At 63.1% G+C, this 24,095-nt stretch carries 21 protein-coding genes; 9 read left to right on the forward strand and 12 right to left on the reverse strand.

All coding sequences use genetic code 11. The features are described 5' to 3' along the window. Positions 1-23 precede the first annotated feature (23 nt). The 4 genes from KI610_RS05220 to exaC all read right to left on the reverse strand — a co-directional run bounded on the left by KI610_RS05220 (position 24) and on the right by exaC (position 3,520). Positions 24-884 carry a DUF3553 domain-containing protein gene (locus KI610_RS05220; RefSeq protein WP_226497610.1) on the reverse strand — a complete coding sequence of 287 codons (861 nt, stop codon included), beginning with the start codon at positions 882-884 and terminating at the stop codon, positions 24-26. Between the two features lie 304 nt (positions 885-1,188). Continuing rightward, the gene (locus tag KI610_RS05225) at positions 1,189-1,524 is read right to left on the reverse strand and encodes a c-type cytochrome (RefSeq protein ID WP_226497611.1); all 336 of its coding nucleotides are present in this window, start codon (positions 1,522-1,524) and stop codon (positions 1,189-1,191) included. A 17-nt stretch (positions 1,525-1,541) separates the two neighbouring features. Next, the gene (locus KI610_RS05230; protein ID WP_226497612.1) at positions 1,542-1,913 is read right to left on the reverse strand and encodes a DUF779 domain-containing protein; all 372 of its coding nucleotides are present in this window, start codon (positions 1,911-1,913) and stop codon (positions 1,542-1,544) included. Between the two features lie 86 nt (positions 1,914-1,999). Continuing rightward, on the reverse strand, positions 2,000-3,520 hold the full coding sequence (gene exaC / locus KI610_RS05235) for an acetaldehyde dehydrogenase ExaC (RefSeq protein WP_226497613.1): 1,521 nt from the start codon (positions 3,518-3,520) through the stop codon (positions 2,000-2,002). A 377-nt stretch (positions 3,521-3,897) separates the two neighbouring features. Here exaC and KI610_RS05240 point away from each other — a divergent pair, with 377 nt between their 5' ends. Together KI610_RS05240 and KI610_RS05245 are read left to right on the forward strand one after the other, a co-directional pair. Next, entirely contained in the window at positions 3,898-4,197 is a 300-nt protein-coding gene (locus KI610_RS05240; protein WP_226497614.1) for an antibiotic biosynthesis monooxygenase family protein, read from the forward strand. An 18-nt stretch (positions 4,198-4,215) separates the two neighbouring features. After that, entirely contained in the window at positions 4,216-5,271 is a 1,056-nt protein-coding gene (locus KI610_RS05245) for a cobalamin B12-binding domain-containing protein (protein WP_226497615.1), read from the forward strand. Between the two features lie 123 nt (positions 5,272-5,394). Here the strand turns inward: KI610_RS05245 and KI610_RS05250 are convergent, their stop codons facing one another. From KI610_RS05250 to KI610_RS05270, 5 genes are all read right to left on the reverse strand, one after another. After that, positions 5,395-8,502, reverse strand: coding sequence for a cache domain-containing protein (locus KI610_RS05250; RefSeq protein WP_226497616.1), 3,108 nt, complete (start codon positions 8,500-8,502; stop codon positions 5,395-5,397). Between the two features lie 241 nt (positions 8,503-8,743). Further along, positions 8,744-9,610, reverse strand: coding sequence for a cache domain-containing protein (locus tag KI610_RS05255; RefSeq protein WP_226497617.1), 867 nt, complete (start codon positions 9,608-9,610; stop codon positions 8,744-8,746). 47 nt (positions 9,611-9,657) lie between these two features. Next, the gene (locus KI610_RS05260; protein WP_226497618.1) at positions 9,658-10,038 is read right to left on the reverse strand and encodes a c-type cytochrome; all 381 of its coding nucleotides are present in this window, start codon (positions 10,036-10,038) and stop codon (positions 9,658-9,660) included. Between the two features lie 46 nt (positions 10,039-10,084). Beyond that, positions 10,085-10,732, reverse strand: coding sequence for a response regulator (locus KI610_RS05265; RefSeq protein ID WP_226497619.1), 648 nt, complete (start codon positions 10,730-10,732; stop codon positions 10,085-10,087). Further along, complete coding sequence (locus KI610_RS05270; protein ID WP_226497620.1) at positions 10,729-12,015, reverse strand: sensor histidine kinase; 1,287 nt, start codon at positions 12,013-12,015, stop codon at positions 10,729-10,731. Before KI610_RS05270 ends, KI610_RS05265 begins: the two co-directional genes overlap by 4 nt. Before the next feature lie 206 nt (positions 12,016-12,221). Here KI610_RS05270 and KI610_RS05275 point away from each other — a divergent pair, with 206 nt between their 5' ends. The 3 genes from KI610_RS05275 to KI610_RS05285 all read left to right on the forward strand — a co-directional run bounded on the left by KI610_RS05275 (position 12,222) and on the right by KI610_RS05285 (position 15,278). Then, a complete protein-coding gene (locus tag KI610_RS05275) occupies positions 12,222-14,093 on the forward strand; it encodes a methanol/ethanol family PQQ-dependent dehydrogenase (protein WP_226497621.1) in 1,872 nt (623 codons plus the stop codon). A gap of 145 nt (positions 14,094-14,238) precedes the next feature. Continuing rightward, the gene (locus tag KI610_RS05280) at positions 14,239-14,811 is read left to right on the forward strand and encodes a pentapeptide repeat-containing protein (protein ID WP_226497622.1); all 573 of its coding nucleotides are present in this window, start codon (positions 14,239-14,241) and stop codon (positions 14,809-14,811) included. A 5-nt stretch (positions 14,812-14,816) separates the two neighbouring features. Continuing rightward, entirely contained in the window at positions 14,817-15,278 is a 462-nt protein-coding gene (locus KI610_RS05285; RefSeq protein ID WP_226497623.1) for a c-type cytochrome, read from the forward strand. Positions 15,279-15,290: 12 nt separating this feature from the next. Here the strand turns inward: KI610_RS05285 and KI610_RS05290 are convergent, their stop codons facing one another. From KI610_RS05290 to KI610_RS05300, 3 genes are all read right to left on the reverse strand, one after another. Continuing rightward, a complete protein-coding gene (locus KI610_RS05290) occupies positions 15,291-16,553 on the reverse strand; it encodes a type II toxin-antitoxin system HipA family toxin (RefSeq protein WP_226497624.1) in 1,263 nt (420 codons plus the stop codon). Further along, positions 16,534-16,872 carry a helix-turn-helix domain-containing protein gene (locus tag KI610_RS05295; protein WP_226497625.1) on the reverse strand — a complete coding sequence of 113 codons (339 nt, stop codon included), beginning with the start codon at positions 16,870-16,872 and terminating at the stop codon, positions 16,534-16,536. The genes KI610_RS05290 and KI610_RS05295 overlap by 20 nt, the downstream gene beginning before the upstream one ends. A gap of 186 nt (positions 16,873-17,058) precedes the next feature. Next, the gene (locus KI610_RS05300) at positions 17,059-18,840 is read right to left on the reverse strand and encodes a PQQ-dependent methanol/ethanol family dehydrogenase (RefSeq protein WP_226497626.1); all 1,782 of its coding nucleotides are present in this window, start codon (positions 18,838-18,840) and stop codon (positions 17,059-17,061) included. Between the two features lie 421 nt (positions 18,841-19,261). Here KI610_RS05300 and KI610_RS05305 point away from each other — a divergent pair, with 421 nt between their 5' ends. The 4 genes from KI610_RS05305 to KI610_RS05320 are packed head-to-tail and all read left to right on the forward strand — an operon-like array spanning position 19,262 to position 24,034. After that, complete coding sequence (locus KI610_RS05305) at positions 19,262-20,032, forward strand: quinoprotein dehydrogenase-associated SoxYZ-like carrier (RefSeq protein ID WP_226497627.1); 771 nt, start codon at positions 19,262-19,264, stop codon at positions 20,030-20,032. Then, positions 20,029-20,967, forward strand: coding sequence for a quinoprotein relay system zinc metallohydrolase 1 (locus tag KI610_RS05310; protein WP_226497628.1), 939 nt, complete (start codon positions 20,029-20,031; stop codon positions 20,965-20,967). The genes KI610_RS05305 and KI610_RS05310 overlap by 4 nt, the downstream gene beginning before the upstream one ends. Then, positions 20,964-21,701 carry an energy transducer TonB gene (locus tag KI610_RS05315; RefSeq protein ID WP_226497629.1) on the forward strand — a complete coding sequence of 246 codons (738 nt, stop codon included), beginning with the start codon at positions 20,964-20,966 and terminating at the stop codon, positions 21,699-21,701. The genes KI610_RS05310 and KI610_RS05315 overlap by 4 nt, the downstream gene beginning before the upstream one ends. Then, on the forward strand, positions 21,698-24,034 hold the full coding sequence (locus KI610_RS05320) for a TonB-dependent receptor (protein ID WP_226497630.1): 2,337 nt from the start codon (positions 21,698-21,700) through the stop codon (positions 24,032-24,034). Before KI610_RS05315 ends, KI610_RS05320 begins: the two co-directional genes overlap by 4 nt. Positions 24,035-24,095 lie beyond the last annotated feature (61 nt).

Below are 24,095 nucleotides of genomic sequence, written 5' to 3' on the forward strand. Positions count from 1 at the left end.
TGCGCCGGTGAAGGGCGGCCGGGTTATTTTTGGGCGACGGACCAGATGAAGGCTTGCACGTCGATCAGATCGCGCGGCATCAGGCCTTCTTCGAGCAGATTGGTGCGGACGTAGCTGTACAGCCGGGCGACTGCGTCGTAGGTCTTCCAGTTCGGCTCTGGCTTGTAGTTGATCCGCCAGCACAGGGCCTTGGCAGCATTCTGGATGGCGGTCGGCTTGATGAAGGCGGATTGCTGCGGGTGGCGGATGAAGCTGAACAGCGTGGCGAACGGCCATTTGTTCAGTTCCAGGATGCCGAGCGTGCGCAGGAAGTGCTTGAAGCGCGCCTCTTCGCTTTCGGTCCCGTAGAGCAGCTCGACCAGGGCCAGCGAGAACAGTTTTTGGCAGGCCGGCAGTTCGAGGGCTTCGTGCAGCACCTTGCGCTCGCTCTTGGTCAGCAGGTTGGTGCTGGATTCGACGTGGCGGGCCCGATCGCAGACGGCGTTGAAGTCGCCATCGGCAATGAGTCGGGAAAGCTCGTCCTGGCCCAGCAACTGGGTGCACATCTTTTGCCCGCGCATGTTGGCCTCGCGCACGGATTTGATGTAATCAGCGTCCTCGAAGCCGTTCGGGTATTTGGCCATGAAGCGTTCAATCGCCATCGGGATGGTGACAAAGTTGTCGCTGACAATTTGGGATGTCTCGAGCAGATTGTCGAGGAGGCGATGTTTCGAGGCGGCCCCTTCGGCTTTCTCGAGTTTGATGAATGACCGTGAAAGCCGCTTGCGGCCAGCGCCGACAAAAAATACATCGAGATTGTCGGGCGTTGCGCTGAGCACTTTGCCGAGACCCCATTCCTGCTGGTTGGGGTGCGTTACTCGATCACCTGTGGTTAGTGCGCTCATGTTGCTCTCCGCTTCTTTTCACCGGAAAAAGCGGTCAATTTTAACATGGCCTCCGAAATCCGGACCCGGCAGTGCACTTTGTTGTGTATCCCGGCCCATGTCGAGCCAAACGGACATTTGAATTTTGGCCGTTTTTTCCGGTCGACCGTGGCAGTCGTCCCGGATTGCAGCGGTGGGGGCGCTCGGCCGGCTGCGTGGCCGGCTCGGCGCCCCCTGGTTTGGCGTTCGATGGCCTGGGGCCAATGTTGTCAGGGAGTTGCTGTTCTCCCCTTTTTTGCGCCCGAAACCGGGCGCGGTAATCGGTTTATTCCAGCGCCAGAATCCACTGGACGGCGGCTTTGAGGTCGTCGTCGCTGATCTTGTCGGCCGGGTGGGGAATCATCGGGACCTGGCCCCAGTTGCCGGAGCCGCCGTGGCGGACTTTTTCGAAGAGGACGCCGGGCGCCTTGGCGTCGCCCTTGTATTTGGCGGCGACTTCCTTGTAGGGCGGGCCGACGCGCTTCTGGTCGACGGTGTGGCAGGCGACGCAGCGGGCTTTCTTGACGATGGCTTCGCCGTCGGCAGCCTGGGCCGGTGAGGTGGCGATGAAGAGGGCGGCTGCGAGCAGAGGCAGCAGGGTGGAGCTCAGTTGCTTGTTCATGTGAATGATTCCTTGAATTAAACGAGGCCAGCCGCCTGCAATTCAGCCCATTCGGCATCGGTGAACAGCCGTGAACGGGTGTGGAAAGCCTTGCCGGTATTGCCTTCGAGCGAGAAGGTGCCGCCCGATCCATCGATGACGTCGATGATCAGTTGCGTGTGCTTCCAGTATTCGTATTGCGAGGCGCTGATGTAGAAAGGCACGCCGCCGATGTCGCCGAGATGGACGTCGTAGGGGCCGATGGTGAGGTCGGTGGGCAGGTAGCAGTTGGCGGCGCTGTTGTCGCAACAGCCACCGGACTGGTGGAACATGAGTTCCGGGCCGTATTGCTGTTTCAGGAGTGCAATGAGTTCAAGCGTTGCCGGCGTACAAATGACACGGTCGACCATGTTTTTCTCCTAAAAAAGGGGGGCGGTTGCCCGCCCCCAAGAGTTGCCCGCAAAACTGTATGCGGCCAGTGGAGGAGATGCCCGGTTTAGAAGAAGCCCAGCTTGCTTTCGCTGTACGAAACAAGCAGGTTCTTCGTCTGTTGATAGTGGTCCAGCATGACCTTGTGGGTTTCGCGGCCGATGCCGGATTCCTTGTAGCCGCCGAACGCTGCGTGCGCCGGGTAGGCGTGGTAGCAGTTGGTCCAGACGCGACCGGCCTTGATGGCGCGACCCATGCGGTAGGCGACGTTGCCGTTGCGGCTCCAGACGCCGGCGCCGAGGCCGTAGAGGGTGTCGTTGGCGATGGCCAGCGCGTCGGCTTCGTCCTTGAAGGTCGTCACAGCCAGAACCGGCCCGAAGATTTCTTCCTGGAAGATGCGCATCTTGTTGTGGCCCTTGAACAGGGTCGGCTGGATGTAGTAACCGCCGGCCAGGTCGCCTTCGAGGATGGCGCGAGCGCCGCCGATCAGGCATTCAGCGCCTTCCTGCTTGCCAACTTCGAGGTAGGACTGGATCTTGGTCATCTGCTCTTGCGATGCCTGGGCACCCATCATGCAGTCGGTGTCGAGTGGGTTGCCTTGCTTGATGGCAGCAACACGCTTGAGGACACGCTCCATGAACTTGTCGTAGATCGATTCCTGGATCAAGGCGCGCGACGGGCAGGTACAGACTTCGCCCTGGTTGAAGGCGAACAGCACCATGCCTTCGATGGCCTTGTCGAGGAAGCCGTCATCCTTGTCCATGACATCGGCGAAGAAGATGTTCGGCGACTTGCCGCCCAGTTCCAGCGTGGCCGGGATCAGGTTGTTGGCAGCGGCCTGAGCGATGACGCGGCCGGTGGAGGTCGAGCCGGTGAAGGCGATCTTGGCGATGCGCTTGCTGGTGGCCAGCGGCATGCCGGCTTCGCGACCGAAACCATTGACGATGTTCAGCACGCCAGCCGGCAGGATGTCGGCGATCAGTTCGGCCAGGATCAGGATGGAGATCGGGGTCGATTCGGCCGGCTTCAAGACGACGCAGTTGCCTGCACCAATGGCCGGGGCCAGTTTCCAGGCCGCCATCAGGATCGGGAAGTTCCAGGGGATAATCTGGCCGACGACGCCGAGCGGCTCGTGGTAGTGGTAAGCGACGGTGTTTTCGTCGATGTCGGAGAGGGCGCCTTCCTGCGAGCGCAGGCAGCCGGCGAAGTAACGGAAGTGGTCGACGGTGAGCGGGATGTCGGCGTTCAGCGTTTCGCGGATGGCCTTGCCGTTATCGACGGTCTCGGCGTAAGCCAGGATTTCGAGGTTGGCTTCGAGACGGTCGGCGATCTTCAACAGCAGGTTGGAACGTTCGGCAACGCTGGTCTTGCCCCAGGCATCAGCTGCAGCGTGAGCGGCGTCCAGCGCCAGCTCGACGTCTTCGGCGGTGGAACGAGCGGCCTTGGTGTAGACCTTGCCGGTCGTCGGGGTGACCACGTCGAAGTATTCACCCTTGGTCGGGGCAACCCACTTGCCGCCGATGAAGTTGTTGTACTGGGCCTTGTAGGCGATCTTGGCACCAGCGGCGCCGGGAGCTGCATAAATCATGGTTGTCTCCAGTGTTCTTGAATGAAGTTGCGAACGGGTAATTCAAAGGGCTAACTCGAAGCCGGCAGATTCGGTTGATTCCTGATGACCTGCCGTGACTCGTGCCATCTAATGTGCATGCCGTGTGCCAGCCGTGCCACTCCCACGGTCAACCGGAAAAAATGGCGAAATTTCAAAGACTTGTCGTGGCGCGCATGGCGGCTGTTACAGGCTGGAGCAGGTCGTGGCGTGATCAACTGCTCAACAGGTGTTCAACAATGGAGCAGCCGGCGCAGGTAACACAAAAAGAGCGCGTCGGTTGCGCATCGGCATGCCTTGCCCCGAGGCGGCTGCAGGTATGATTGAGGCATCGGGGACACGAAGAAACGGGGAGACTGATGTTTGTTGCAATCAGTAAATTCACCATCGCCAACGACATGGTGGATGAGGTACGTGCCGCCTTTCAGGCGCGTCCGCACCTGGTCGATGCCGAAGCGGGGTTTCTGCGCATGGAGGTCATGAGCCCGAGCGGGCTGCCGCGCGAAGTGTGGTTGCTGACCTACTGGCAGGACGAAGCCAGCTTCCGGGCCTGGCACAAGTCGCACAGCTATCAGAAGTCGCATCATGCGATTCCCAAAGGGCTCAAGCTGATCCCGGAGGACACCGAGTTGCGCTTCTTCGAAGTATTCGCCCACTGATCCAGCGCGAGTCATCCGATGGACAGCACCCGCAACGCCTTTACCCTGAGCCCGGCGGCGCTCGATACCTACGATCGCCTGCGTGACGAGGCCGTCGACGCGGTCGCCGCCGCCTTCCATGCGCGGCTCGGCGCCGACGCCGGCCAGCTCGATGCCGTCCGGCGCCAGGCCTGCCGCACGGACATCGCCTTCCACCTCGAATTCCTGCGGCCCATCCTCGAAACGGGGCTGCTGCAAGCGTACGTCGATTACCTGAAATGGCTGTCGGACGTCTTCATCGCCCGGAACATCCCCTGCGACCACATCGGCGTGGTGCTGAACCTGATCGGAGCCTACTTTGCCCGGCAGATGCCCGATGAAGGGCGTGTCGTCGGCGACACCCTGGCGCGCGCCTTCGAGCAATCCATCGATCTTGGCCCCGAGCGTCTGGCGCCTGCCAACCGGGGTTTGTCGCCGCAGACCGGCGCCTTTCGTGACGCCCTCCTGAGAGGCGACAGGTTGGCCGCCGTTGCCATCTTCGAAGCCTGTGAACAGGCCGGGCGCTCGCTGGTGGAGATATACGTCGATCTCGTCCAGGCGAGTCTGGTCGACATCGGCTGGAAATGGCAGCACAACGAGATCAGCGTTGCCCTCGAGCACCTGGCGTCACAGACGGCGCAATCGATCATGGCTGACCGCTTTTCCCGCACAGCCCTGGCGGCGCCGACGGGGCGGCGTGCCATCCTTACCTGCGTCGACGGAAACAACCACGACCTCGGCTTGCGCATGGTGGCGCATGGTCTGGAAGCCGACGGCTGGCAGGTACTGTGCCTCGGCGCCAGCCTGCCTGTGCCGTCCCTGATCGGGCTGATCAGGGAATTCCAGCCCGAGCTGGTCGGACTGTCGGTCGCCTTGCCGACCCACTTCACCCCGGCCCGGTTGGCGATTGCGGCGATGCGAAAAGCCTTCGCCGAGGCCTGCCCGCGGCTCGTGGTCGGCGGTGGCGCCATCAACCGCTATCCCCAGCTCCTCGAGTTCATCGGCGCGGATATCCACGTTGCCGACGCCGCCAGCCTGACCAAAATCGATTTCTAGCCGACTGCCCAAAAGGCCGGTCTGGCCCATTCCCACGGTGAACCGGAAATTTTGGCCAAAATTGAAATGCTGCCTGGCCTCATTTTCAACAAAAGGAACCGGCCACGTGGGCCGGTTCCTTTTTTATTCCGGTTTGGCGACTGTCGTCGCCGCGCCGGGCTCCGGTTGCCGCCGTGGAATCTCGACACGGAAGCAGCTGCCGACGCCGACTTCGCTGTGCACGTCGAGTTTGCCGTGGTGTTTCTGGACGATGCTGTAGGCCAGTGAGAGGCCAAGGCCGGTGCCCTTGCCGATGGCCTTGGTGGTGAAGAAGGGGTCGAAAATGCGTTTGAGGTTTTCGGGCGGGATGCCCCGGCCGGTATCGGCGATTTCGACCCAGACTGCATCGCTCGTGGTGCCGGTGCGAATGGTGATGGTGCCGTGGGTTTCGATGGCGTGGGCGGCGTTGACCAGCAGGTTCATGAAAACCTGATTCAATTGCGAACCGAGGCATTCGATGTCGGGGATGCCGGTGTATTCCTTGACGATATCGGCCTTGAACTTGATTTCGTTCATGACGATGTTCAGCGTGCTGTCCAGGCCCTGTTCGAGATTGGCCACGGCCCAGTCCATGCTGTCGATGCGCGAGAAGTCCTTGAGATCCTGGACGATCCGGGTGACCCGGGTGATCCCGTCGCGCGATTCCTTGAGCAGGCTCTGGATGTCCTCTCCCATGAAATCGAGGTCGGCCTGCGCCTTGGTGCTGGCGATATTGGCGTTGATTTCGGGGTGCTCGGCGAGTAGCGGGTCGGCTGCAGCATAGGCCCGGATGACCCCGAGCAATTCATCGACATAGGTTTTGAGGGTGCCCAGATTGGAGCTCACGAAGCCGATCGGGTTGTTGATCTCGTGGGCGACGCCGGCTGCCAGCTGGCCGATCGAGGCCATCTTTTCGGATTGCAGCAGCTGGTTCTGGGCATTTTCCAGCTGTTCGTTCAGGGTCTTCAGGCGTTCGTAGTTTTCCTTGAGTTCCTGTTCCTGGCGCTTGCGCTCGCTGATGTCCTCGAGAACGGCAATGTAGTGGTTGATCTTGCCCTCGGCGTCGTACAACGGCGTGACCATCTGGCTGGCGGTATACAGGCTGCCGTCCTTGCGCCGGTTGACGATGTCGCCGCGCCAGGGTTTGCCGGCCGAGATGCTCTGCCAGAAGTGCCGGAAGAACACCGCATCCTGTGTGCCGGAGTTGAACAGGCTGGGTGGCTGGCCGAGCAGTTCCTCGTTGGTATAGCCGGATAGCAGGGTAAAGGAGCGATTGACCCAGATGATCCTGCTGGCGGCATCGGTGATCATCACCGCGTTGCCGACCTCGGCCAGGGCGAGGTCGAAGAGGGCGAGTCTTTCCTGGCGCAGGGCGGATTCGAGCGTGATGGCCAGGCGGTTGGCGGTGGCCAGCAGGCGTTGCTGGAGCAGGCTGTCGTCGAACTGATCGGCTTCCTTGCCGTACAGCGCGAGAACGCCCCAGGGGTCGCCATGGATTTTCAGGGGCAGCAGAATGGCGGTGTGGGCGGCGGGGGGCTGCGGGCTGGCCTTGCACAGTTGGCAGTTCACGTCATCAAGGGGCACGACCTGATGCTGGCCGCTGGCCATGACCGCGGCCACCGGCAGGCATGCCGAGGCATCGCCGTCGTTGTCGGCGACATGCTCGATGGCAGCGTTCGTCACGTTCCCTGCGGCGGCGGTCAGGGCTAGCTTGCCATCCCGGCCGGTGGCCGCGATGCAGGCGGCGTCGAGATTGAACATGGGCCGAATGCCGTCGCAGAAAATCTGGGCGATGGCCCGCGAATCGACACCCCAGCGCATGAGTACCGTGCCCAGTTGCAGGAAGAGATCCTCGTCCATCTGGATGCGCTTTTGCTCGGAGATATCCTTGGCATAGACGGCGACGCTTTCGACGACACCCTTGTCGTCCTTGACCGGATACAAGTTGTTGTCAAACCAGGTCGAGCCGCGCTGATCCTGAAAGCGGACTACCTCGCCGCGGTCCACTGCCGTGCGCAGCATGGCGCTGCGGGTTTTGGCCAGTTCCGGCGGCATGTGATCGAGGAAGTTGGTCCTGACCATCTGCTTCGGCGTTTTTCCGTAGCGGCGGGCGGCGAAAGTGTTGATCTCGAGAACCGTGGCATCCGGTGCCAGCAGCAATACGGCTTCGTCGGTGGCGTCGAGCAGGGCATGCATGCGGTTTTTGCTCTCGCCGATGATCTTCTCGATCCGCCGGCGCTCGACCAGTTCCGCATCCAGTTGCAGGTTGGCCTCGCGCAGGCTGGCCGTGCGCCGCGAAACTTCCTGCTCCAGGCCGTCCTGGTGCTTGAGCAGGGCCTCGTCGCGAGTCTCGATGTGATCGAGCATTTCGTTGAAATGACCGGCCAGTTCGGCGATTTCACTGGTGCCTTCGACGGCCAGGCGTTGGTCGAGTCCGGCGTCGCCCCGGGCGATGTCGTGCATGGCGCGCATCGTGGCGTGCAACGGCACGGTGATGCTGCGGGCGATCAGGCTGGCCAGCAGCAGCAAGGTGGTGCTGATGGCGAGCAGCAACAACAGGTGCTGGATGGCCCGAGTCTGGATGGCGGCATCGATGTCGTCGATGTAGATGCCGGAACCGACGGTCCACCCCCAGGGAGCAAAACCTCTGACGTAGGAAAGCTTGGGGAACCTGTCCGGCGTGCTTTTGCCGTCCGGATTGACCTTGGGCCACGGGTAGGTGACATAGCCTTGCCCGCTTTGTGCCACCAGTTCGGCGAAGGCCTGCAACAGGTTTTTCTTGCCATCGGTCGGGACAAACGGCCCGTCTGTGCCGCTGCGCATGCTGGTGACACAGTTGAATTTGTCGTCAAGCAGCAGTTGCCCGTCGAGTTCCGGCGAGATCGGGTGCATGACCATGCGCGATGGAGTCTGGTTGTCGTTGATCCAGAAATAGTCCTTGCCGTTGTAGCGCATGCCCTTGATCGTGGCCATGGCCGCAGCCTGGGCGGCTTCGCGGCTCAGGCTGCCGGATCGTTCGAGTGCCTGATAATGCCCCAGCACGGCATGGGCGCCCTCGACCAGTTGCCGGATGCTGTCTTCCTTTTCCTGGTGCAGCGCGTTCCTGAGGGTGGCGACATCGAGGGCACTGGTGAGCAGGATGCTGCCGATAAAAATGGCAACAATGCCCCAGATCCGGTTGCGGATGCTGAGCCGACTCAATGGCGCAAACATGACGATTTTCTTCTCCCTGGGTTGCGGCCGGGTAGTCACGAAAAGCAGCGACACCCCGTTTCTATCGGACGGAGCGACGCGATTCCATCCTCTCCCGCCAGTATCTACCGGGGCAAGGCGGTCGGCAATGTCAGAAACGAAAGTGGCAATAAAAACCGGCCTTTTCGGCCGGTTTGGATGATTCCTACGGTCAACCGGAAATTTCGCCCAAAATTCAAATGGCTATCTCCGGCCCTGCCGCTCAGTCGAGGTAGTAACCAACCCCGAGCAGGCTGTTGTCGACGCGCTGGATGAAGGTGCGCTTGCGCTCGACGGCATTGGTGACCGGATTGCGCCAGACGTAATCGACGACGCCGGTGCCTTTGCTTTTTGCCTGGTCGATCATTTCCTGAATCAGGGCGTGGCCTTCGACATCGTGGAGATTGAGCGCATCGGTGCCGGTCCACGCCGGGTTCACACCGTGCGCCTCGAACTTGCCGCTGTCGAGATTGACCGCGAAGACGTAGAGGTCGTCCCGTACGAAAGACCCTTTGGTGTCGTTGAAAGCCTTGCTGGCGCCGCCCATGCCATTCTTGATGGCGAAGGCGACGGCTTCGCCGAGCAGCTTCTGGGCGTCGAGCGCCGTGGCGTGCGGCGAGTAGTAGCCGACGCCGAGGATGTAGTCGCCCTGACGGTGCAGCCAGGCGTTCTTCGGCTCGACGTGATTGGTTTTGCGATTGAGCCAGACGTAGCGGATGCGCGCCTCGGTCTGCTTGTCGGTGACGGCGATCATGTGGCGGAAGAGCGGCGTGCCGGCGGCATCGACGCTGTCGAGGACATTGAGGCCGACCAGAGCCTCGGGCGCCGCGCCGTTGGCAACATAGGTGCCCTTGCGGTCGATCACGTAAACGTAGAGGTCTTTTTTGACGAAAGGCCCCTTGCGGTCGCTGAAGGCGGCCCAGGACTTCTCGGGGCCGTTGGCTTGCAGATGCTTCACGGCCTGATCGAACAGGACGCGGGCTTCGCGCGGGGTGGCACGGTCAGTGGCCAGGGCCGTGCCGCAACAGACGGCCAGCAGCAGGCCGGCCAGATGTGCGGCCAGGCGGGCGGCGAGGGAAGGTTTGCTCATGCTCGGAAACTCCGGAAGGTTGGGCCGACAGTGGCGGGCGCTGCCATTTACTTCAGCGACAGTATCCACGAAACCAGCTGGCGGGTATCGGCCAGACTGATGGCGACCGCGTTGGGCGGCATGGCGATGCCGGAAACGCGGTTCTTCCAGTGGCTGGAGTAGGGGTTGGAGCCTTCCTGGACGACGCGGGTCAGGAATTCGGTGGCGCCCGGCTTGCCGCGATACTGGGCGGCGACGTCGATCCAGGCCGGGCCGATCGGTTTCAGGCCGTCGGGGCCCGGCTTGTCTTTCTCGATGCCGTGGCAGGTCGTGCAGCCGCTGCTGAGCGCGAGTTTTTTCATGTCGGTGTCGAGCTTGGCGTCGGCCATGGCGGCGGGGGTGATCAGGCTGCAGGCCAGCAGGGCGGCCAGTGTTGAGTGACGGAACATTTCTGTACTCCGGTTTATTGATTGTCTAAGGTTGCGGGATTCAAGGTCAGGCATTGATGGTTCGGCTCATATCCACCAGGCCATGCCGTGCGGCCAGGTGCAGCAGTTTGAAGTCGTTGTCGGCGTTGAGTTTCTGGCGGATCAGGGTGAGGTAATTCAACACCGTTTTCGGGCTCAGGTGCATCGAGCTGGCGATGCAGTTGGCTGATTCGCCGTGCGCCAGCATGCGCAGCACTTCGAATTCGCGCGGCGTCAGGTGGGCGAGGGCGCCGTCGCCGTCGAGCGCTTCTTCGGCCAGCACTTGGGCGATTTCCGGCGAAAAGACGCGTTTGCCGGTGGCGACGCGGCGAATGCCGTCGATGACATCGCCCGGCTCGCTGTATTTGGTCAGGTAGCCGAGCGCACCGCTGCGCAGGGCCTGGGTAATGTGGCCGGCGCCTTCGTGCATGGACAGGACGAGAACCTTGAGGTCGGGCTGGCGGACCAGCATGCGGCGGATCGCTTCGATGCCGCTGCTGCCGCGCAGGCTCAGGTCGACCACGGCCACATCGACAGCGACGCGCATGATCAGCGCATTGGCCTCGTCGGCGCTGGCTGCTTCGCCAACCACCTGCAGGCCCGGCTCGGCGTCGAGCAGGCGGCGATAGCCGGTGCGGACGACGGCGTGGTCATCGACCAGAATGATGCGGATCATGATTGCTCCTCTTCTACTTTGCTCATCGGCAGGCGGGCCTGTAGATGCAGCCCGATTGTTGCGTTGTTTTCCATGTGCAGACTACCCCCAGCCATTTCCAGTCTTTCCGCCATGCCGAGCAAACCACCCCGGCGGGCCGGGCCGGCCTCGGGCAGGCCTTTTCCATCGTCTTCCACACTCAGGTACAGCGTATTTCGTGCCACCTCGATGCGGATCCGGCAATGCCGCGCTTCGCTGTGGCGAACCACATTGGTCAGCCCTTCCTGCACCACGCGGTAAACCACCAGGGCCGTCGCTTCGTCGAGCTCGGGCAGTTCGGCCGGCATCTCGAGGTCAAACACGATGCCGCACTCGCGCTGCTGCCAGCTCGCCACCAGTTCGCGCAGGGCGCTGGCCAGACCCAGCGCATCCAGGCCATGCGGCCGCAGGCGCTTGAGCATGGCGCGCAACTGCTCGCCGCTGGTGCGCACGTCGCGCCGCAGATCTTCGGCGCATTCAACAATGCTTTGCGCCTCCAGTCGTGTCGCGTTGCGTTCGAGAAAGGCGGCGGTCACCCCGATGGCGGTCAACGTTTGCCCCATCTCGTCATGCAATTCCCTTGCCAGAGTGTGGCGTTCCTCTTCCTGCACGGCAATGAGCTGGCGGGCCAGCTGTTGCCGTGCGGCGCGCGACGAGGCCAGGGCGGCGGCCAGTGCGTCAATGGCGCTGGCCACGCGGCGAAATTCGCGCAGGGCGAAAGGCGGCATGGCAGCGTCGGGGGCGTTGTCGGCCAGACGCTGCAGGCCGGCCTCCAGTTCGCGCACCGGGGTCAGGGCGCGATCGGCCGACCACCAGGCGACGAGCAGAGTTGCTCCAGAATAGAGCAACAGGGTGATGCAAAGTCGAACAGTGTCGCCCAGGCGCTCCTCGATTTCCGAGTTCGGGTTGGGGGCGATGGTCAGGGTCTGGTCGCCGAGGCGGATGGTCTGGGCCGGTGTGGTGCTGGTCGTAACGCCGAGCAGGGGGGCGAGCCAGTGCGGTTGCTCGTCGGCTTTGGCTGTCACGTCATCAAGGTGGATGCTCAGGTGGCGCAACTGCGCATTTTTGAGCAGGGCTTCCAGCTCGGACCTCTTGCCTGACTGCGCATCGCCGGCCTTGAGCAGCACGGTGACCAGTTGCTCCGAGGCGGCCACTTCGGCCTGGATATCGCCGCGCAGCGAGTGGAGGTTGATGACAACCGCCATCAGCATCAGGCCGGCGAGCAGGCCGCCGAGCCAGATCACCAGTCGTTTTCGCAGATCCATGTCTCCACCTTTGTTTTAGTTGTAGTGACGCCGAGCAGGTTTCGTACCGGCCGCAGATCAGCACGGGAATTTTTCCCGGTTCGGCGGTGAGCTTGTCCCGAGACTTCGGACCAGGGCGCTTCCTATACTCGGCTCGCCTGTCGGGATAGATGGGCCGGCCCGATCTTTCGGGGCATCACAACACTACTCAGGAGACACACCAAAAAATGAAAGCAACCCGGTTCAATCCCCGCCAGACCCTCATCGCCACCCTGGTCGCGGCCAGCTTGTGCGCGCCGGCGATGGCGGCCAAGACAGTGAGTTGGGAAGACATCCTCAATGATGACAAGACCACCAGCGACGTGCTGTCCTACGGCCTCGGCCTGAAAGCCCAGCGCTTCAGCCCGCTGACCAAGATCAACACCAAGAACGTCGATCACCTCGTGCCGGCCTGGAGCTTCTCCTTCGGCGGCGAGAAGCAGCGCGGCCAGGAGGCGCAGGCGCTGGTGCACGATGGCGTGATCTACGTGACGGCTTCGTATTCGCGCATCTTCGCCATCGATGCCCGCAGCGGCAAACGCCTGTGGGAATACGAGGCCCGCCTGCCGGAAGACATCCGCCCGTGCTGCGACGTGATCAACCGCGGCGCCGCCATCTACGGCGACAAGGTCTATTTCGGCACGCTCGATGCGACCATCGTCGCGCTCAACAAGGACACCGGCAAGGTCGTCTGGAAGAAGAAGTTCGGCGACCACAAGATCGGCTACACGATGACCGGTGCACCGTTTGTCGTAAAGGACCAGAAGAGCGGCAAGGTGCTGCTGGTGCACGGCTCGTCGGGTGACGAGTTCGGCGTCGTCGGCTACCTGTTCGCCCGCGATCCGGATACCGGTGAGGAAGTCTGGGCCCGTCCGATGGTCGAAGGCCACATGGGCCGCCTGAACGGCAAGGAGAGCACGCCGACCGGCGACGCCAAGGCGCCGAGCTGGCCGGAAGGTGCGGACGGCAAGAAGGTCGACGCCTGGAACCACGGTGGCGGCGCCCCGTGGCAGACCGCGAGCTACGACGTGGACAAGAACATGGTGGTCATCGGCACCGGCAACCCGGCGCCGTGGAACACCTGGCACCGGACCAAGGAAGGCGACGATCCGCGCAACTGGGACAGCCTGTTCACCTCCGGTCAGGCCTATGTCGATGCCAGCAACGGCGAACTGAAGGGCTTCTTCCAGCACACCCCGAACGATGCCTGGGACTTCTCCGGCAACAACTCGGTGGTCTTGTTCGAATACAAGGATCCGAAGACCGGCAAGCTGGTCAAGGCTTCGGCCCACGCCGACCGCAACGGCTACTTCTTCGTCACCGACCGTGAGAAGCTGACCAATGGCGCCGGCTACCCGAACAAGCCGACTTCGCTGATCGGTGCCTGGCCGTTCGTCGAAGGCATCACCTGGGCGAAGAGCTGGAACCTGCAGACCGGCAAGCCGAACATCGTCGAAGGCCAGCATCCGCCGAAGCCGAAGGAGGGTGCCGACAAGGGCGAGTCGATCTTCGTTTCGCCGCCATTTCTGGGCGGCACCAACTGGATGCCGATGAGCTACAGCCAGCAGACCGAGCTGTTCTACATCCCGGCCAACCACTGGGCGATGGACTACTGGACCGAAAAGCTGACCTACAAGGCCGGCTCCGCCTACCTTGGCCAGGGTTTCCGCATCAAGCGCCTGTTCGACGACCACGTTGGCACGCTGCGCGCCATGGACCCGAAGACCGGCAAGATCGTCTGGGAACACAAGGAGAAATTCCCGCTCTGGGCCGGCACCATGACCACCGCCGGCGGCCTGTTGTTCACCGGTACCTCGGACGGCTACGTGAAAGCCTTCGACGCCAAGAACGGCAAGGAACTGTGGAAGTTCCAGACCGGCTCCGGCGTGGTTTCCGTGCCGATCACCTGGGAAATGGATGGCGAGCAGTTCGTCGGTATCCAGTCCGGTTACGGCGGCGCCGTGCCGCTGTGGGGCGGCGACATGGCCGACCTGACCAAGCAGGTGACGCAGGGTGGCTCGATGTGGGTCTTCAAGCTGCCGAAGTCGTTGAAGAACTGAGCGAGCGTTTCGTTTCAAGCATTCCCGCCGGTGGCTGGATTCCCCCAGCCGCCGGATTGCCCGCAAGCGAGGCTGAGTCAGTGCTGCATGGACGCTGGCTCAGCCTGGGAATGCCTTGGATCGAAGCCTTTTGCGAGCAACGACAATGCCCAGACATTTCATTTTTGCCCTGTTTTTCGGGTCGACCGTAGCATTCGCGGCGCCGCCGGAATATTTCGAACCGCTGGTCATCAACGGTTGCGGCATCTGGCCGCATACCCGCTGCCCGGGGGCCGACCTGCGCCACGCCAACCTGGCCGGGCAGAATCTGGCCGGGGCCGATCTGAGTGGCGCCCAACTGGCCCGCGCCGATCTGCGCGGCGCCAACCTGGCCGGCGCCAATCTCGACGGGGCCGACCTCACGGCCGCCCGTCTCAACAAGGTCAGCGCGCCGACGGCGACCTTTCGCGGCGCCAAAATGGTCGGTGCCGATCTCGAATTTGCCCGCCTGTTCCGCACTGACTTCACCAATGCCGACCTGACCGGCGCCAACCTCGAAGCGGCCAAGGCCAATTTCGCCTGGTTCATCGGCGTCCGGCTCAACAACGCCAACCTCCAGGAGACCAAATTCTTCACCGTCAATTTCCGCAATGCCGACCTGACCGGCATCTTCCGTCGCTTTGCGGTGTTTCAGGATGCCGATTTCGAGGGCTGCAAGAACTGCCCGACCGACTGGTGACCACCATGAACAAATTGCTCATCACCCTGCTGACCGCGCTGCTGGCCGCATCGGCGCTGGCCAACGAAGTCGCCGTCGCTCCCGCCGTTTCGCCGGACGGCCTGCCGCCACTCGGCGACACCTGGCTGTCCGAAAACCCCTACCGCGGCAACCCGCTTGCCCTCACCATCGGCCAACAGGCCTACAACCAGGCCTGCGCCCGCTGCCACGGTGCCGATGCCAGCACCAACGCCGCCCCGGCGCCTGACCTGCGCAATCTCAACCGCTTCTGCAAACGGATCAGCGACGCCGAATTGAACGCCGCGTGCATGCGCGACAACGATGCCTACTTCGCCAAAACCGTGCGCCACGGCAAGATCATCGTCGGCGTCACCCACATGCCGCCGTGGGAAGGCGTCTTGAAGCAGGAACTGGCCTGGGCCATCCAGGTTTTCTTCGAATCCCGGGCCGGCGCCCGGCGGGAGTGAGGCCGGATCCCGTCAGAAGCCGAATTGCCCGGCGCCGATGATTTCCTTTTGCCGGCCAAAACAGCTTTCCAGGCGCTTGCGGAGCGTCTCCGGGACGTCCTGCAGCTGGGCGTGCAGCCACCACTGGCCGTAAACAATGCCGGCCATTTCCTTGGTGATCGCGCTGGCCTGATCGGCTGAAAGATCGAAATGGGCTGCCGACTGAACCGCCAGTTCGAGACTGGATTCCTGCGTTGTCCCGTCGATCGACAGCATCTGGTAGCCGAGGTTGGTCAGTTGCGGGACGACGTCGAAGGCTGGCGAAAGGACGTAACGGTCTTTTCCCGCCCAAAGCATGCCGTGGTTTTTCAGGTGGTCGTCGGTGTTGTCGATCAGCAGGTTGAAGATCAGGCGGCGAAACAGTTCCTTGAGGTCGGCGCCCGGCCGCAAGCTGAGACGGCGGATGACGCGGGCGAATTCGATGTAGCTGCCGGCGCTTGATTCATAGGGAATATCAAGCAGGGCGCTGGCTGACAGGTAGTGCAGGCGCTGCTGAGCACGCTCGCCAAGGCGGTCGAAACGGCGCGACAGAAAGGCGTTTTCGCCGCGCCCGACCGGCATGGTCATGAACTGAGGTACCTGGATGCCACAGCGCATGGCGAGACCGTGCGCGGTGGCTTCGAGCACCTGAACATCGAGCGGATCGCCGGCAGCGGGGAACTTGGCCAGCCACAAGGCATCATCGTGCATGAACGACGCCTTGGGGCGGGCACCGCCCAGGCTGCCGCCGCGCAGCAGCAGGCGCTTGAGCGGCGGCGGGATGTCCATGTCGTATTGCAGGCGGCGTACAGCATCGGCCAGTTGGCTCAGGTCGTCGTGCGGCAGTTCGGCCGGCGCCGGCATGTCGCGGCTTTCGGAAAAAACCATGGCGCCGACGCGATCCTCGTTGGTCAGCAGCAATTGTTCGCGCTCGCTCGGCAGGCGCCCACCGAGTTCGTTGGCGAGAACGCGCAGTCCCCAGGCATCGGGCAGGGCGTCCTTGATACTCAGCGGCAAGGCGCCACCGTCGCGGAGCAGACGTGCCGGCAGGCGGAAGGTTTCTTGCTGCAAAGGCAGGTGCAGCGGATTCAGCGCCAGCGCATCGGGGCGTGCAAGGTAGCCCAGGCCGTAGGCCAGATGGCCGCTTTCCTGCAGATTGTTGCGTTCGAGCTTGAGCAAGGCGGCCGTCGTCGGCGCTTCTTCCCCCGGCAGGTAGAGGCCGACGTAAAGCGCGTTTTCAGAAATCCCGTTCGTCATTGCCTATTCCTTTCACGAGCGGGCGTGCGCGCTGGCTACGCTTGTTGCCGAGCATGCCGATTTCCAGCGGATTGAGTTGCTCCATATCCTCCAGGCGCCCGAACAACCACAGGGCATGGGCTAACAAACCCAGGCTGACCGTCGGCTTGCCGCTTTCCAGCGCGCGATAGGTGGTCGGCGAACAGAGCAGGCGCTCGGCGGCCTGTTCCAGCGTCATGTTCTGGGCAAGACGCCGGGCGCGCAGGCGCAGGCCGAGGTTTTTCAACATCGCCAGCGATTCGGGCGGAAGGGCGATGATACTGTTCGTTGAGCGCGGCATGGTTAATAAACTATCGATTAAGTCTTATAACGGTTAGTTTATCAGTTGTTTCAGGTTTGTATACCCGGGTCGATCCATTCCCACGGTCAACCGGAAAAATAGCCCAAAAATGAAAAACGGCGCGAGGGCCGAAGCCGTCGCGCCGTTTCAATCGGGCGCCGGAGCGCCCGAAGGAGAGAGAATTTATTACTTGTGCAGCTTGAAGACCCAGACGGAACCGCCCTGTTCGAGGAAGTTCACGCGCTTGGCGACGTCGCCGCCCCACAGCGGCACAGCGCCGCCCCAGCCGGTCGTCACGGCGATCATCTGCTCGCCATCCTGTTCCCAGCTGACCGGCGGTGCAACGATGCCGGTACCGGTCTGGAAGGACCACAGTTCCTTGCCGGTCTTGGCATCAACACCCTTCAGGAAGCCTTCCGGGGTGCCGTAGAAAACCAGACCGCCAGCGGTGGTCAGGACGCCGCCCCACAGCGGAGCGTAGTTCTTGTTTTCCCAGACGATCTTGCCAGTGGCCGGATCGACTGCGCGCAGCACGCCGATATGGTCGTCGTGGATGGCCTTGATGGTGAAGCCGGCGCCCAGGTAAGCAGCACCCTTCTTGTAGGAAACGGGTTCGTTCCAGATGTCCATCGACCACTCGTTGGCCGGCACGTAGAACAAGCCGGTCTGCGGGCTGTAGGCCATTTGTTGCTGGTTCTTGCCGCCAAGGAAGGACGGAGCCGAGAAAACGACCTTGCCCTTCTTGCCGTCAGCACCTTGCGCCGGGTCGCCCGGGCGGCCTTCTTCGATGTAGTTCGGACGGCCGGTTTCGAGGTTGTAGCCGGTTGCCCAGGTAATCTTCTTGACGAAGGGGAAGGCGTTGAGCAGCTTGCCGTTGGTGCGGTCGTTCACGAAGAAGAAACCGTTACGGTCGGCCTTGCCGCCAGCCTTGACCATCTTGCCCGTCTTCGGATCCTTGTAGTCGAAGGAAACGAATTCGTTTACGCCGTCAAAGTCCCAGCCGTCGTGCGGGGTGTTCTGGAAGTGCCAGGCGATCTTGCCGGTGTCGGCGTCGATGGCGACGGTGGACGACGAGAAGAGGTTGTCGCCCGGGCGCAGGTGGCTGTTCCACGGGGCCGGGTTGCCGGTGCCGGCGAAGATCAGGTTGGTTTCCGGATCGTAGGTAGCGCCGTTCCAGGTCGCTGCGCCGCCGGTTTGCCAGAGGTCGCCCGACCACGTGGCGTTGAGGGTGCCGGAGATGCCGTTTTCGACCTTGTCGCCAGCGGCATTGAAGCTGTAACCCATGTGACCTTCAACAGTCGGACGGGTCCACACCAGCTTGCCGGTCTTCGGGTCGCGGGCGTCAATGCGGCCAACGACGCCGAATTCACCACCGGAAACGCCGGTAATCAGCTTGCCCTTGGCGATGATCGGAGCGGCGGTAGCGGAGTAGCCAGCGGCGTAGTCACCGAGTTTTTCCTTCCAGACGACCTTGCCGGTGTCCTGGTTCAGGGCAACGAGCTGGGCATCGAGCGTGGCGAAAATGACCAGGTTGTCGTACAGGGCGGCGCCGCGGTTGATCACGTCACAGCACGGCATGATGCCGTCCGGGAGACGATGCTCGTACTTCCACAGCTTCTTGCCGGACTTGGCATCGACAGCGAACAGGCGGCTGTAGGAAGCGGTGACGAACATCTTGCCATTGGCGATGACCGGCTGCGATTCCTGGCCGCGCTGCTTCTCGCCGCCGAAGGACATCGACCAGGCCGGGACCAGGTTCTTGACGGTCTTGGCGTTGATCTGGGTAGACGGGCTGAAACGCTGACCCTGGGTGCCGAGGCCGAAGCTGACGACGTCGCCGGGAGTCTTGGCATCGTTGAGGATGTCGGCGTCAGTGACGCCGGCGCTGGCCGGGCTGCCGGCAAATGCCGCAGCCGTCAGAAGCGCGAGGGTAACGACTCTCCGCTTGAAAGGGGTATGACTATGCATGGATTGTCTCCTTGATTTTCCGATGGTTCCTACGCGAAAAACTGTGCTGAACACGGTCCGGCCGCGTGGAATGACATGCTGGCGAGCCACCTCCATTCCCTGAACCGGCTCGCTGGCAGGGGACACAATCTGCAAGGGCTGTGCCAAGGCCAGTCGAAATGCCCCGCGCTCCTGTTGACGGGGCTCAAGCCGGCATTTCGTGGTTTTTTGGTGGAGCAGGGCAGTTGGCAAAGGGGCTGTTCCAATTGTCACCACCTGCTCCAAAGTTGCACACCCCGGTTGTTCAGGGGGTATGACCGCGTCCGGTGCTACGGCGCCGTTGCCGGCCAGATCAGCGATTTGCCAAAACGGCCCGGTCTTGGCACGCGCTTTGCACACTACTTTCTCCAAAGAGCCCACAGGGCAAAAGGAGCGAGACACGATGAAATACCCACTGACCATTGCGGCGATTGCCCTGGCGGCGCTGATGCCCCCGGCCGAAGCTGCCGCCTTGCGCGACAGCGGCGATCCTCTCGCCTCGGCACGCTGGTCGGAAATGCAGAAAGCCTTCCTGGCCGGGGCGCCAGTCCTGTTCGATCCGCGCATCAAGGTCATCGCCCCGTCCACCGCCGAAAATCCCATGCAGGTGCCGGTCACCGTCGACGCCACGGCGTTGCCGGGGGTTGTCGAAGTCGTCGTCTTCGCTGATTTCAATCCCATCGTTCAAGTGCTGCGCTTCTTTCCTGAAAGCGCGCCAGCCTTCCTCGGTTTTCGCGTCAAGCTCCAGCAATCGACGCCAGTCCGTGCTGCGGCGCGTACGGCCGATGGCGTCTGGCATGTCGGCGGCACTTGGGTGAACACCGTTGGCGGCGGCTGCACGGCGCCGTCGGCGGCCGGTGGTTCGAAGGAATGGCAGCAGCGCCTCAACGAAGTCAGCGGCCGCCAGTGGAGCGAAGGCCCGAACGCCGGCCGCGTCCGCCTGCGCATCGTGCATCCCATGGATACCGGCCTGGTCGCCGGCACGCCGGCCTTCTTCCTCGAGGAAATCAACTTCGCCGACGCTGCCGGCCAGCGCCTGATGCGCGTCCAGACCTACGAGCCGGTCAGCGAAAACCCGGTGTTCACGCTCAACCGCGGCGTCGCCGACGGTGCGCTCGAAGCCAGTGGTCGCGACAACAACGGCAACGCCTTCAAGACGAGGATCGCGCAGTGAAGCGTCTGCTTGGTGCGCTGCTGATGCTCGTCGCCGGCCAGCTCGGGGCAGCCGATTTCGACTACCGGCTGTCGGCCGTGCAGGTCGCCAAGGACGTCTACGCCTTCATCGGCAAGACCGAGGACTTCGATACCGTCAACGGCGGCAACATCGTCAACACCGCCTTCATCGTCGCGCCGCAGGGCGTCATCGTCATCGACAGCGGCCCCTCGCTGCGCTACGGCCAGCAGATGCGCCGGGCGATTGCCGCGATCACCGCCAAGCCTGTCGCGCTGGTCATCAACACCCATCATCACCCCGACCACTTCCTCGGCAACCAGGCTTTCGCCGATGTGCCGATTGCGGCGCTGGCCGAAACGCGCAACGGCATCGCCGCCGACGGCAACGCCTTCGCCGAAAACCTGTTCCGCATGTCCGGCGACTGGATGAAGGGCACCGAAGTCCAGCTTCCCGGCCAGACGCTGAGCGCCGGAATTGTTGAAGTTGCCGGGCGCAGCCTGCGCCTCGTCGCGCTTGACGGCCACACCGGCGCCGATCTCGTCATCGTCGATGCAACGAGCGGCGTCGTCTTCGCCGGCGATCTCGTCTTCAACGGCCGCGCCCCGACCACGCCGCATGCCGATGTTGCGCACTGGCTCAAGGCGCTCGACCAGCTCGACGCTTTGACCCGCGAAGCCGGCTTCAAGCTGCTGCTCCCCGGCCACGGTGCACCGACCAGCGATGCTGCTCCGATCCGCCAGACCCGCGCCTGGCTGACCTGGCTCAGTGCCGCCCTGCGCGACGCGGCGAAAGCCGGGCTGGACATGAACGACGTGCTGGCCCGCCCGCTGCCGCCGGAGTTCGCCAGTCTGCCGGTAGCGGCCAGCGAATACCGTCGCTCGGTCGGCCATCTCTTCCCGGCCGCCGAGCAGGAAGCCCTGGGGGCTAAGCCGTGATCACCGCCGCCAACATCGAGCTGCCGGTCATTCCCACGGTCAACCGGAAATTCTGGGCAATTCTGGGATTGTCCATCCTGCTCCACGCCTCGCTGTTTGCCCTGACTTCGTGGCAACGCCAGAACGGCCCGATCAGCCTGCCACCCATTTTTGCCACGATCCGCCTGATCGCCGCAACCGAATCCGGACCCGTTGCCGAGCCCGCTCCCGCGCCGGCAGCCGTCCCCCAGAAGGCCCGGCAGGACGCCATTCGCACGGAGCGGCCGGCTCCGCGCGTGACGCAGACTGCCGGGCCGGCCAATGTGCCGGCCCCCGCGCCATCGCCATCGTCGGCGATGGCTAGCGAAAGCATGGCGCCTGCCGCAGCGGCTTCCGCGCCCGCCGCCGAAGTCGCCCGTCCGGTCCCTGCCGTTGCCCCGCAGCAGCCGCAAAGCGAGGTCCTCGCCGGTTATCGGCAGCGCCTCGGCGAATTGTTCGCTCGCCATCAGGAATACCCGCGCATCGCCGCCATGCGCGGTTGGGAAGGTGAAGTTCGTGTGCGCCTGAGGGTTGCCCGCAAGGGCAACCTGCTCGGTGTCGCCGTCGACCGGTCGAGCGGCTTCGATGTCCTCGACCAGCACGCGCTGGCCATGCTCGAAGCGCTGGCCAGCCTGCCGCCGCTGCCCGAGGCGCTGGAAGCCAACGAAATTCAAGTCGTCGTACCCATCAACTACAAGCTGAAGAAAACAACATGAAGCGACAGATTCCCCAGCGCTCGCTGCTCGCCATTGCCATCTCCGCCGCCTTCGCCCCGGCCTTCGCCGCCGAGGCTGTCGTCACCACGGAAACCGTCGAAGTCGTCGGCACCACGCCGCTCTCCGGTATCGGCGTGCCGCGCCTGCACCTGCCAGCCAATGTCCAGTCGCTCGACGACAGCCGGCTCGACGAAATCGAAAGCCAGAACATCGCCGAACAACTGCTTCGCCAGGTGCCGGCCGTCACCGCCAATGAAGTCACCGGCAACCCCTACCAGGCCGACCTCAATTACCGTGGCTTCACTGCCTCGCCGCTGCTCGGTACGGCCCAGGGGCTGTCGGTCTACGTCGATGGCGTGCGCGTCAACGAACCCTTCGGCGACACGGTCAACTGGGATTTGATCCCCAATTCGGCCATTGCCGGCATCGATCTGATTCCCGGTTCCAACCCGGCTTTCGGCCTCAACACGCTGGGCGGGGCGCTGGCCATGCGGACCAAGAGCGGCTTCTCGCACCCGGGCGGCAAGATCGAGTTTTCCGGTGGCAGCTTCAACCGCACCAACACGGAGTTGGAGTACGGCGGCAACAACGGCACCTTCGGCTGGTATGGCGCCGGCGACTGGTTCCGCGAAGACGGCTGGCGTGATCATTCGCCATCCGACGTCAAGCAGTTCTTCGGCAAGCTGTCCTTCCGCAACGCCGCCGGCGAAGCCGACCTGACGCTGACCAAGGCGCGTAGCCGGCTGATCGGCAACGGCCTGCTGCCGCAATCAATGCTCGCCGAGCGCCGCGAGTCGATCTTCACGCACCCCGACGAGACGCGCAACGACATGACCCAGATTGCGCTGAACGGCAGGCTGTGGCTCAGCGATACGCAAAGCCTCTCCGGCAGCGTCTATCACCGCCGCAGCAAGACGCGCACGTTGAACGGTGACATGAACGACGACTACGAGACCGAGTACGAGGACTGGGTTACCAATGGCAGCACTCCAGGTTTGGAGCCTGATGAAACCGGCGCCAACAACCGGACGCGGACGACCCAGCGCGGTACGGGCATCGCCGGCCAGTGGAACTTCAGCGGCAAGCAGCACCAGCTCGCCGTCGGCGCCTCCTACGACCAGGCTCGCATCCACTTCCAGCAGACGCAGGAACTGGGTGAACTCGACGCCAGCCGCGGCGTGACCAATCTGGAGCCGCTCGCCGTCGAAAACCAGATCAACGGCAAGACCAGCACGGCCAGCCTGTTCATCACCGACACGTACTCGTTGATGCCCAACCTGCACCTGACCGCTTCGGCCCGCTACAACATGAGCCACGTCACGACCTTCGACGAACTCAACCGCACGGCGCCCAATCTCGATGGCGACCACAAATACCGCAAGCTCAACCCGGCTATTGGCCTCTCCTGGCAAATCGTCCCGGCGCTCAACGCCTATGCCGGTTTCAGCCAGGGCAACCGCGTGCCGACGCCGATCGAGCTCGGCTGCGCCGACCCGGCCAATCCGTGCACCCTGCCCAACTCGATGGCGGCCGATCCGTATCTGAAGCAGGTCGTCGCCCGCACCCTCGAAGCCGGGCTGCGTGGCAAGCTGGCTGGTGAAACCAACTGGAATGCCGGCGTCTTCCGCACCATGAGCAGCGACGACATCCTGTTCGTCGGCACCTCGACCAGCGCCGGTTATTTCACCAACTACGGCAAAACCCTGCGCCAGGGCCTCGAACTCGGCCTCAACGGCAGCCATCGTCGCCTCGACTGGTATGCCAACTACAGCTGGCTGCAAGCCACCTTCCGTTCCGACGCCTGCATCCTGGCCGAAAACAACAGCACGCGCGGCACGGCGGCGGAATGTACCGGCGGCGGGCAGGACGACGAAATTTTCGTCAAGAAGGGCAACTACATCCCCGGCCTGCCGAAGCACAGCCTCAAGCTCGGCCTCGCCTGGCGCGCCACCGACTGGCTGCGCATCGGCGGCGACGTGCAGGCTTTCTCTGGCCAGTACGTGCGCGGCAACGAAAACAACCAGCACCAGAGCGGTACCTATACCGACGCCCTGGGCAGCACGCGCACCTTCGACGGCGCGGGCAAGATTCCCGGCTACGCCATCCTCAACCTTAACGCCGAGGCCAAGCTGGGCGGCGGCTGGCAGATGTTCGCCAAGGTCAACAACGTCTTCGACAAGCACTACGCCACGGCCGGCGCCCTGGCCGAAAACCCCTTCGTCGGCGGCAGTCTCCAGCTTGATCCGGACGATTGGCGTCGTGAAACCTTCGTCGCCCCGGGTGCTCCGCGTTCGGCCTGGCTCGGCGTACGTTACGTGTTTGGTGGCAAATGACATTTCATTTTTGGCCAAAATTTCCGGTTGACCGTGGGAACGGCCAACTCCCTCCCCTTCA

Source organism: Ferribacterium limneticum (genome assembly GCF_020510565.1).
Lineage (GTDB): Bacteria > Pseudomonadota > Gammaproteobacteria > Burkholderiales > Rhodocyclaceae > Azonexus > Azonexus limneticus_B.

What these genes read in the sequence shown, in the direction of transcription:
- KI610_RS05220 (WP_226497610.1), bottom strand. Translation starts at nt 884, where the DNA reads ATGAGCGCACTAACCACAGGTGATCGAGTAACGCACCCCAACCAGCAG.
- KI610_RS05225 (WP_226497611.1), bottom strand. Translation starts at nt 1,524, where the DNA reads ATGAACAAGCAACTGAGCTCCACCCTGCTGCCTCTGCTCGCAGCCGCC.
- KI610_RS05230 (WP_226497612.1), bottom strand. Translation starts at nt 1,913, where the DNA reads ATGGTCGACCGTGTCATTTGTACGCCGGCAACGCTTGAACTCATTGCA.
- exaC (WP_226497613.1), bottom strand. Translation starts at nt 3,520, where the DNA reads ATGATTTATGCAGCTCCCGGCGCCGCTGGTGCCAAGATCGCCTACAAG.
- KI610_RS05240 (WP_226497614.1), top strand. Translation starts at nt 3,898, where the DNA reads ATGTTTGTTGCAATCAGTAAATTCACCATCGCCAACGACATGGTGGAT.
- KI610_RS05245 (WP_226497615.1), top strand. Translation starts at nt 4,216, where the DNA reads ATGGACAGCACCCGCAACGCCTTTACCCTGAGCCCGGCGGCGCTCGAT.
- KI610_RS05250 (WP_226497616.1), bottom strand. Translation starts at nt 8,502, where the DNA reads ATGTTTGCGCCATTGAGTCGGCTCAGCATCCGCAACCGGATCTGGGGC.
- KI610_RS05255 (WP_226497617.1), bottom strand. Translation starts at nt 9,610, where the DNA reads ATGAGCAAACCTTCCCTCGCCGCCCGCCTGGCCGCACATCTGGCCGGC.
- KI610_RS05260 (WP_226497618.1), bottom strand. Translation starts at nt 10,038, where the DNA reads ATGTTCCGTCACTCAACACTGGCCGCCCTGCTGGCCTGCAGCCTGATC.
- KI610_RS05265 (WP_226497619.1), bottom strand. Translation starts at nt 10,732, where the DNA reads ATGATCCGCATCATTCTGGTCGATGACCACGCCGTCGTCCGCACCGGC.
- KI610_RS05270 (WP_226497620.1), bottom strand. Translation starts at nt 12,015, where the DNA reads ATGGATCTGCGAAAACGACTGGTGATCTGGCTCGGCGGCCTGCTCGCC.
- KI610_RS05275 (WP_226497621.1), top strand. Translation starts at nt 12,222, where the DNA reads ATGAAAGCAACCCGGTTCAATCCCCGCCAGACCCTCATCGCCACCCTG.
- KI610_RS05280 (WP_226497622.1), top strand. Translation starts at nt 14,239, where the DNA reads ATGCCCAGACATTTCATTTTTGCCCTGTTTTTCGGGTCGACCGTAGCA.
- KI610_RS05285 (WP_226497623.1), top strand. Translation starts at nt 14,817, where the DNA reads ATGAACAAATTGCTCATCACCCTGCTGACCGCGCTGCTGGCCGCATCG.
- KI610_RS05290 (WP_226497624.1), bottom strand. Translation starts at nt 16,553, where the DNA reads ATGACGAACGGGATTTCTGAAAACGCGCTTTACGTCGGCCTCTACCTG.
- KI610_RS05295 (WP_226497625.1), bottom strand. Translation starts at nt 16,872, where the DNA reads ATGCCGCGCTCAACGAACAGTATCATCGCCCTTCCGCCCGAATCGCTG.
- KI610_RS05300 (WP_226497626.1), bottom strand. Translation starts at nt 18,840, where the DNA reads ATGCATAGTCATACCCCTTTCAAGCGGAGAGTCGTTACCCTCGCGCTT.
- KI610_RS05305 (WP_226497627.1), top strand. Translation starts at nt 19,262, where the DNA reads ATGAAATACCCACTGACCATTGCGGCGATTGCCCTGGCGGCGCTGATG.
- KI610_RS05320 (WP_226497630.1), top strand. Translation starts at nt 21,698, where the DNA reads ATGAAGCGACAGATTCCCCAGCGCTCGCTGCTCGCCATTGCCATCTCC.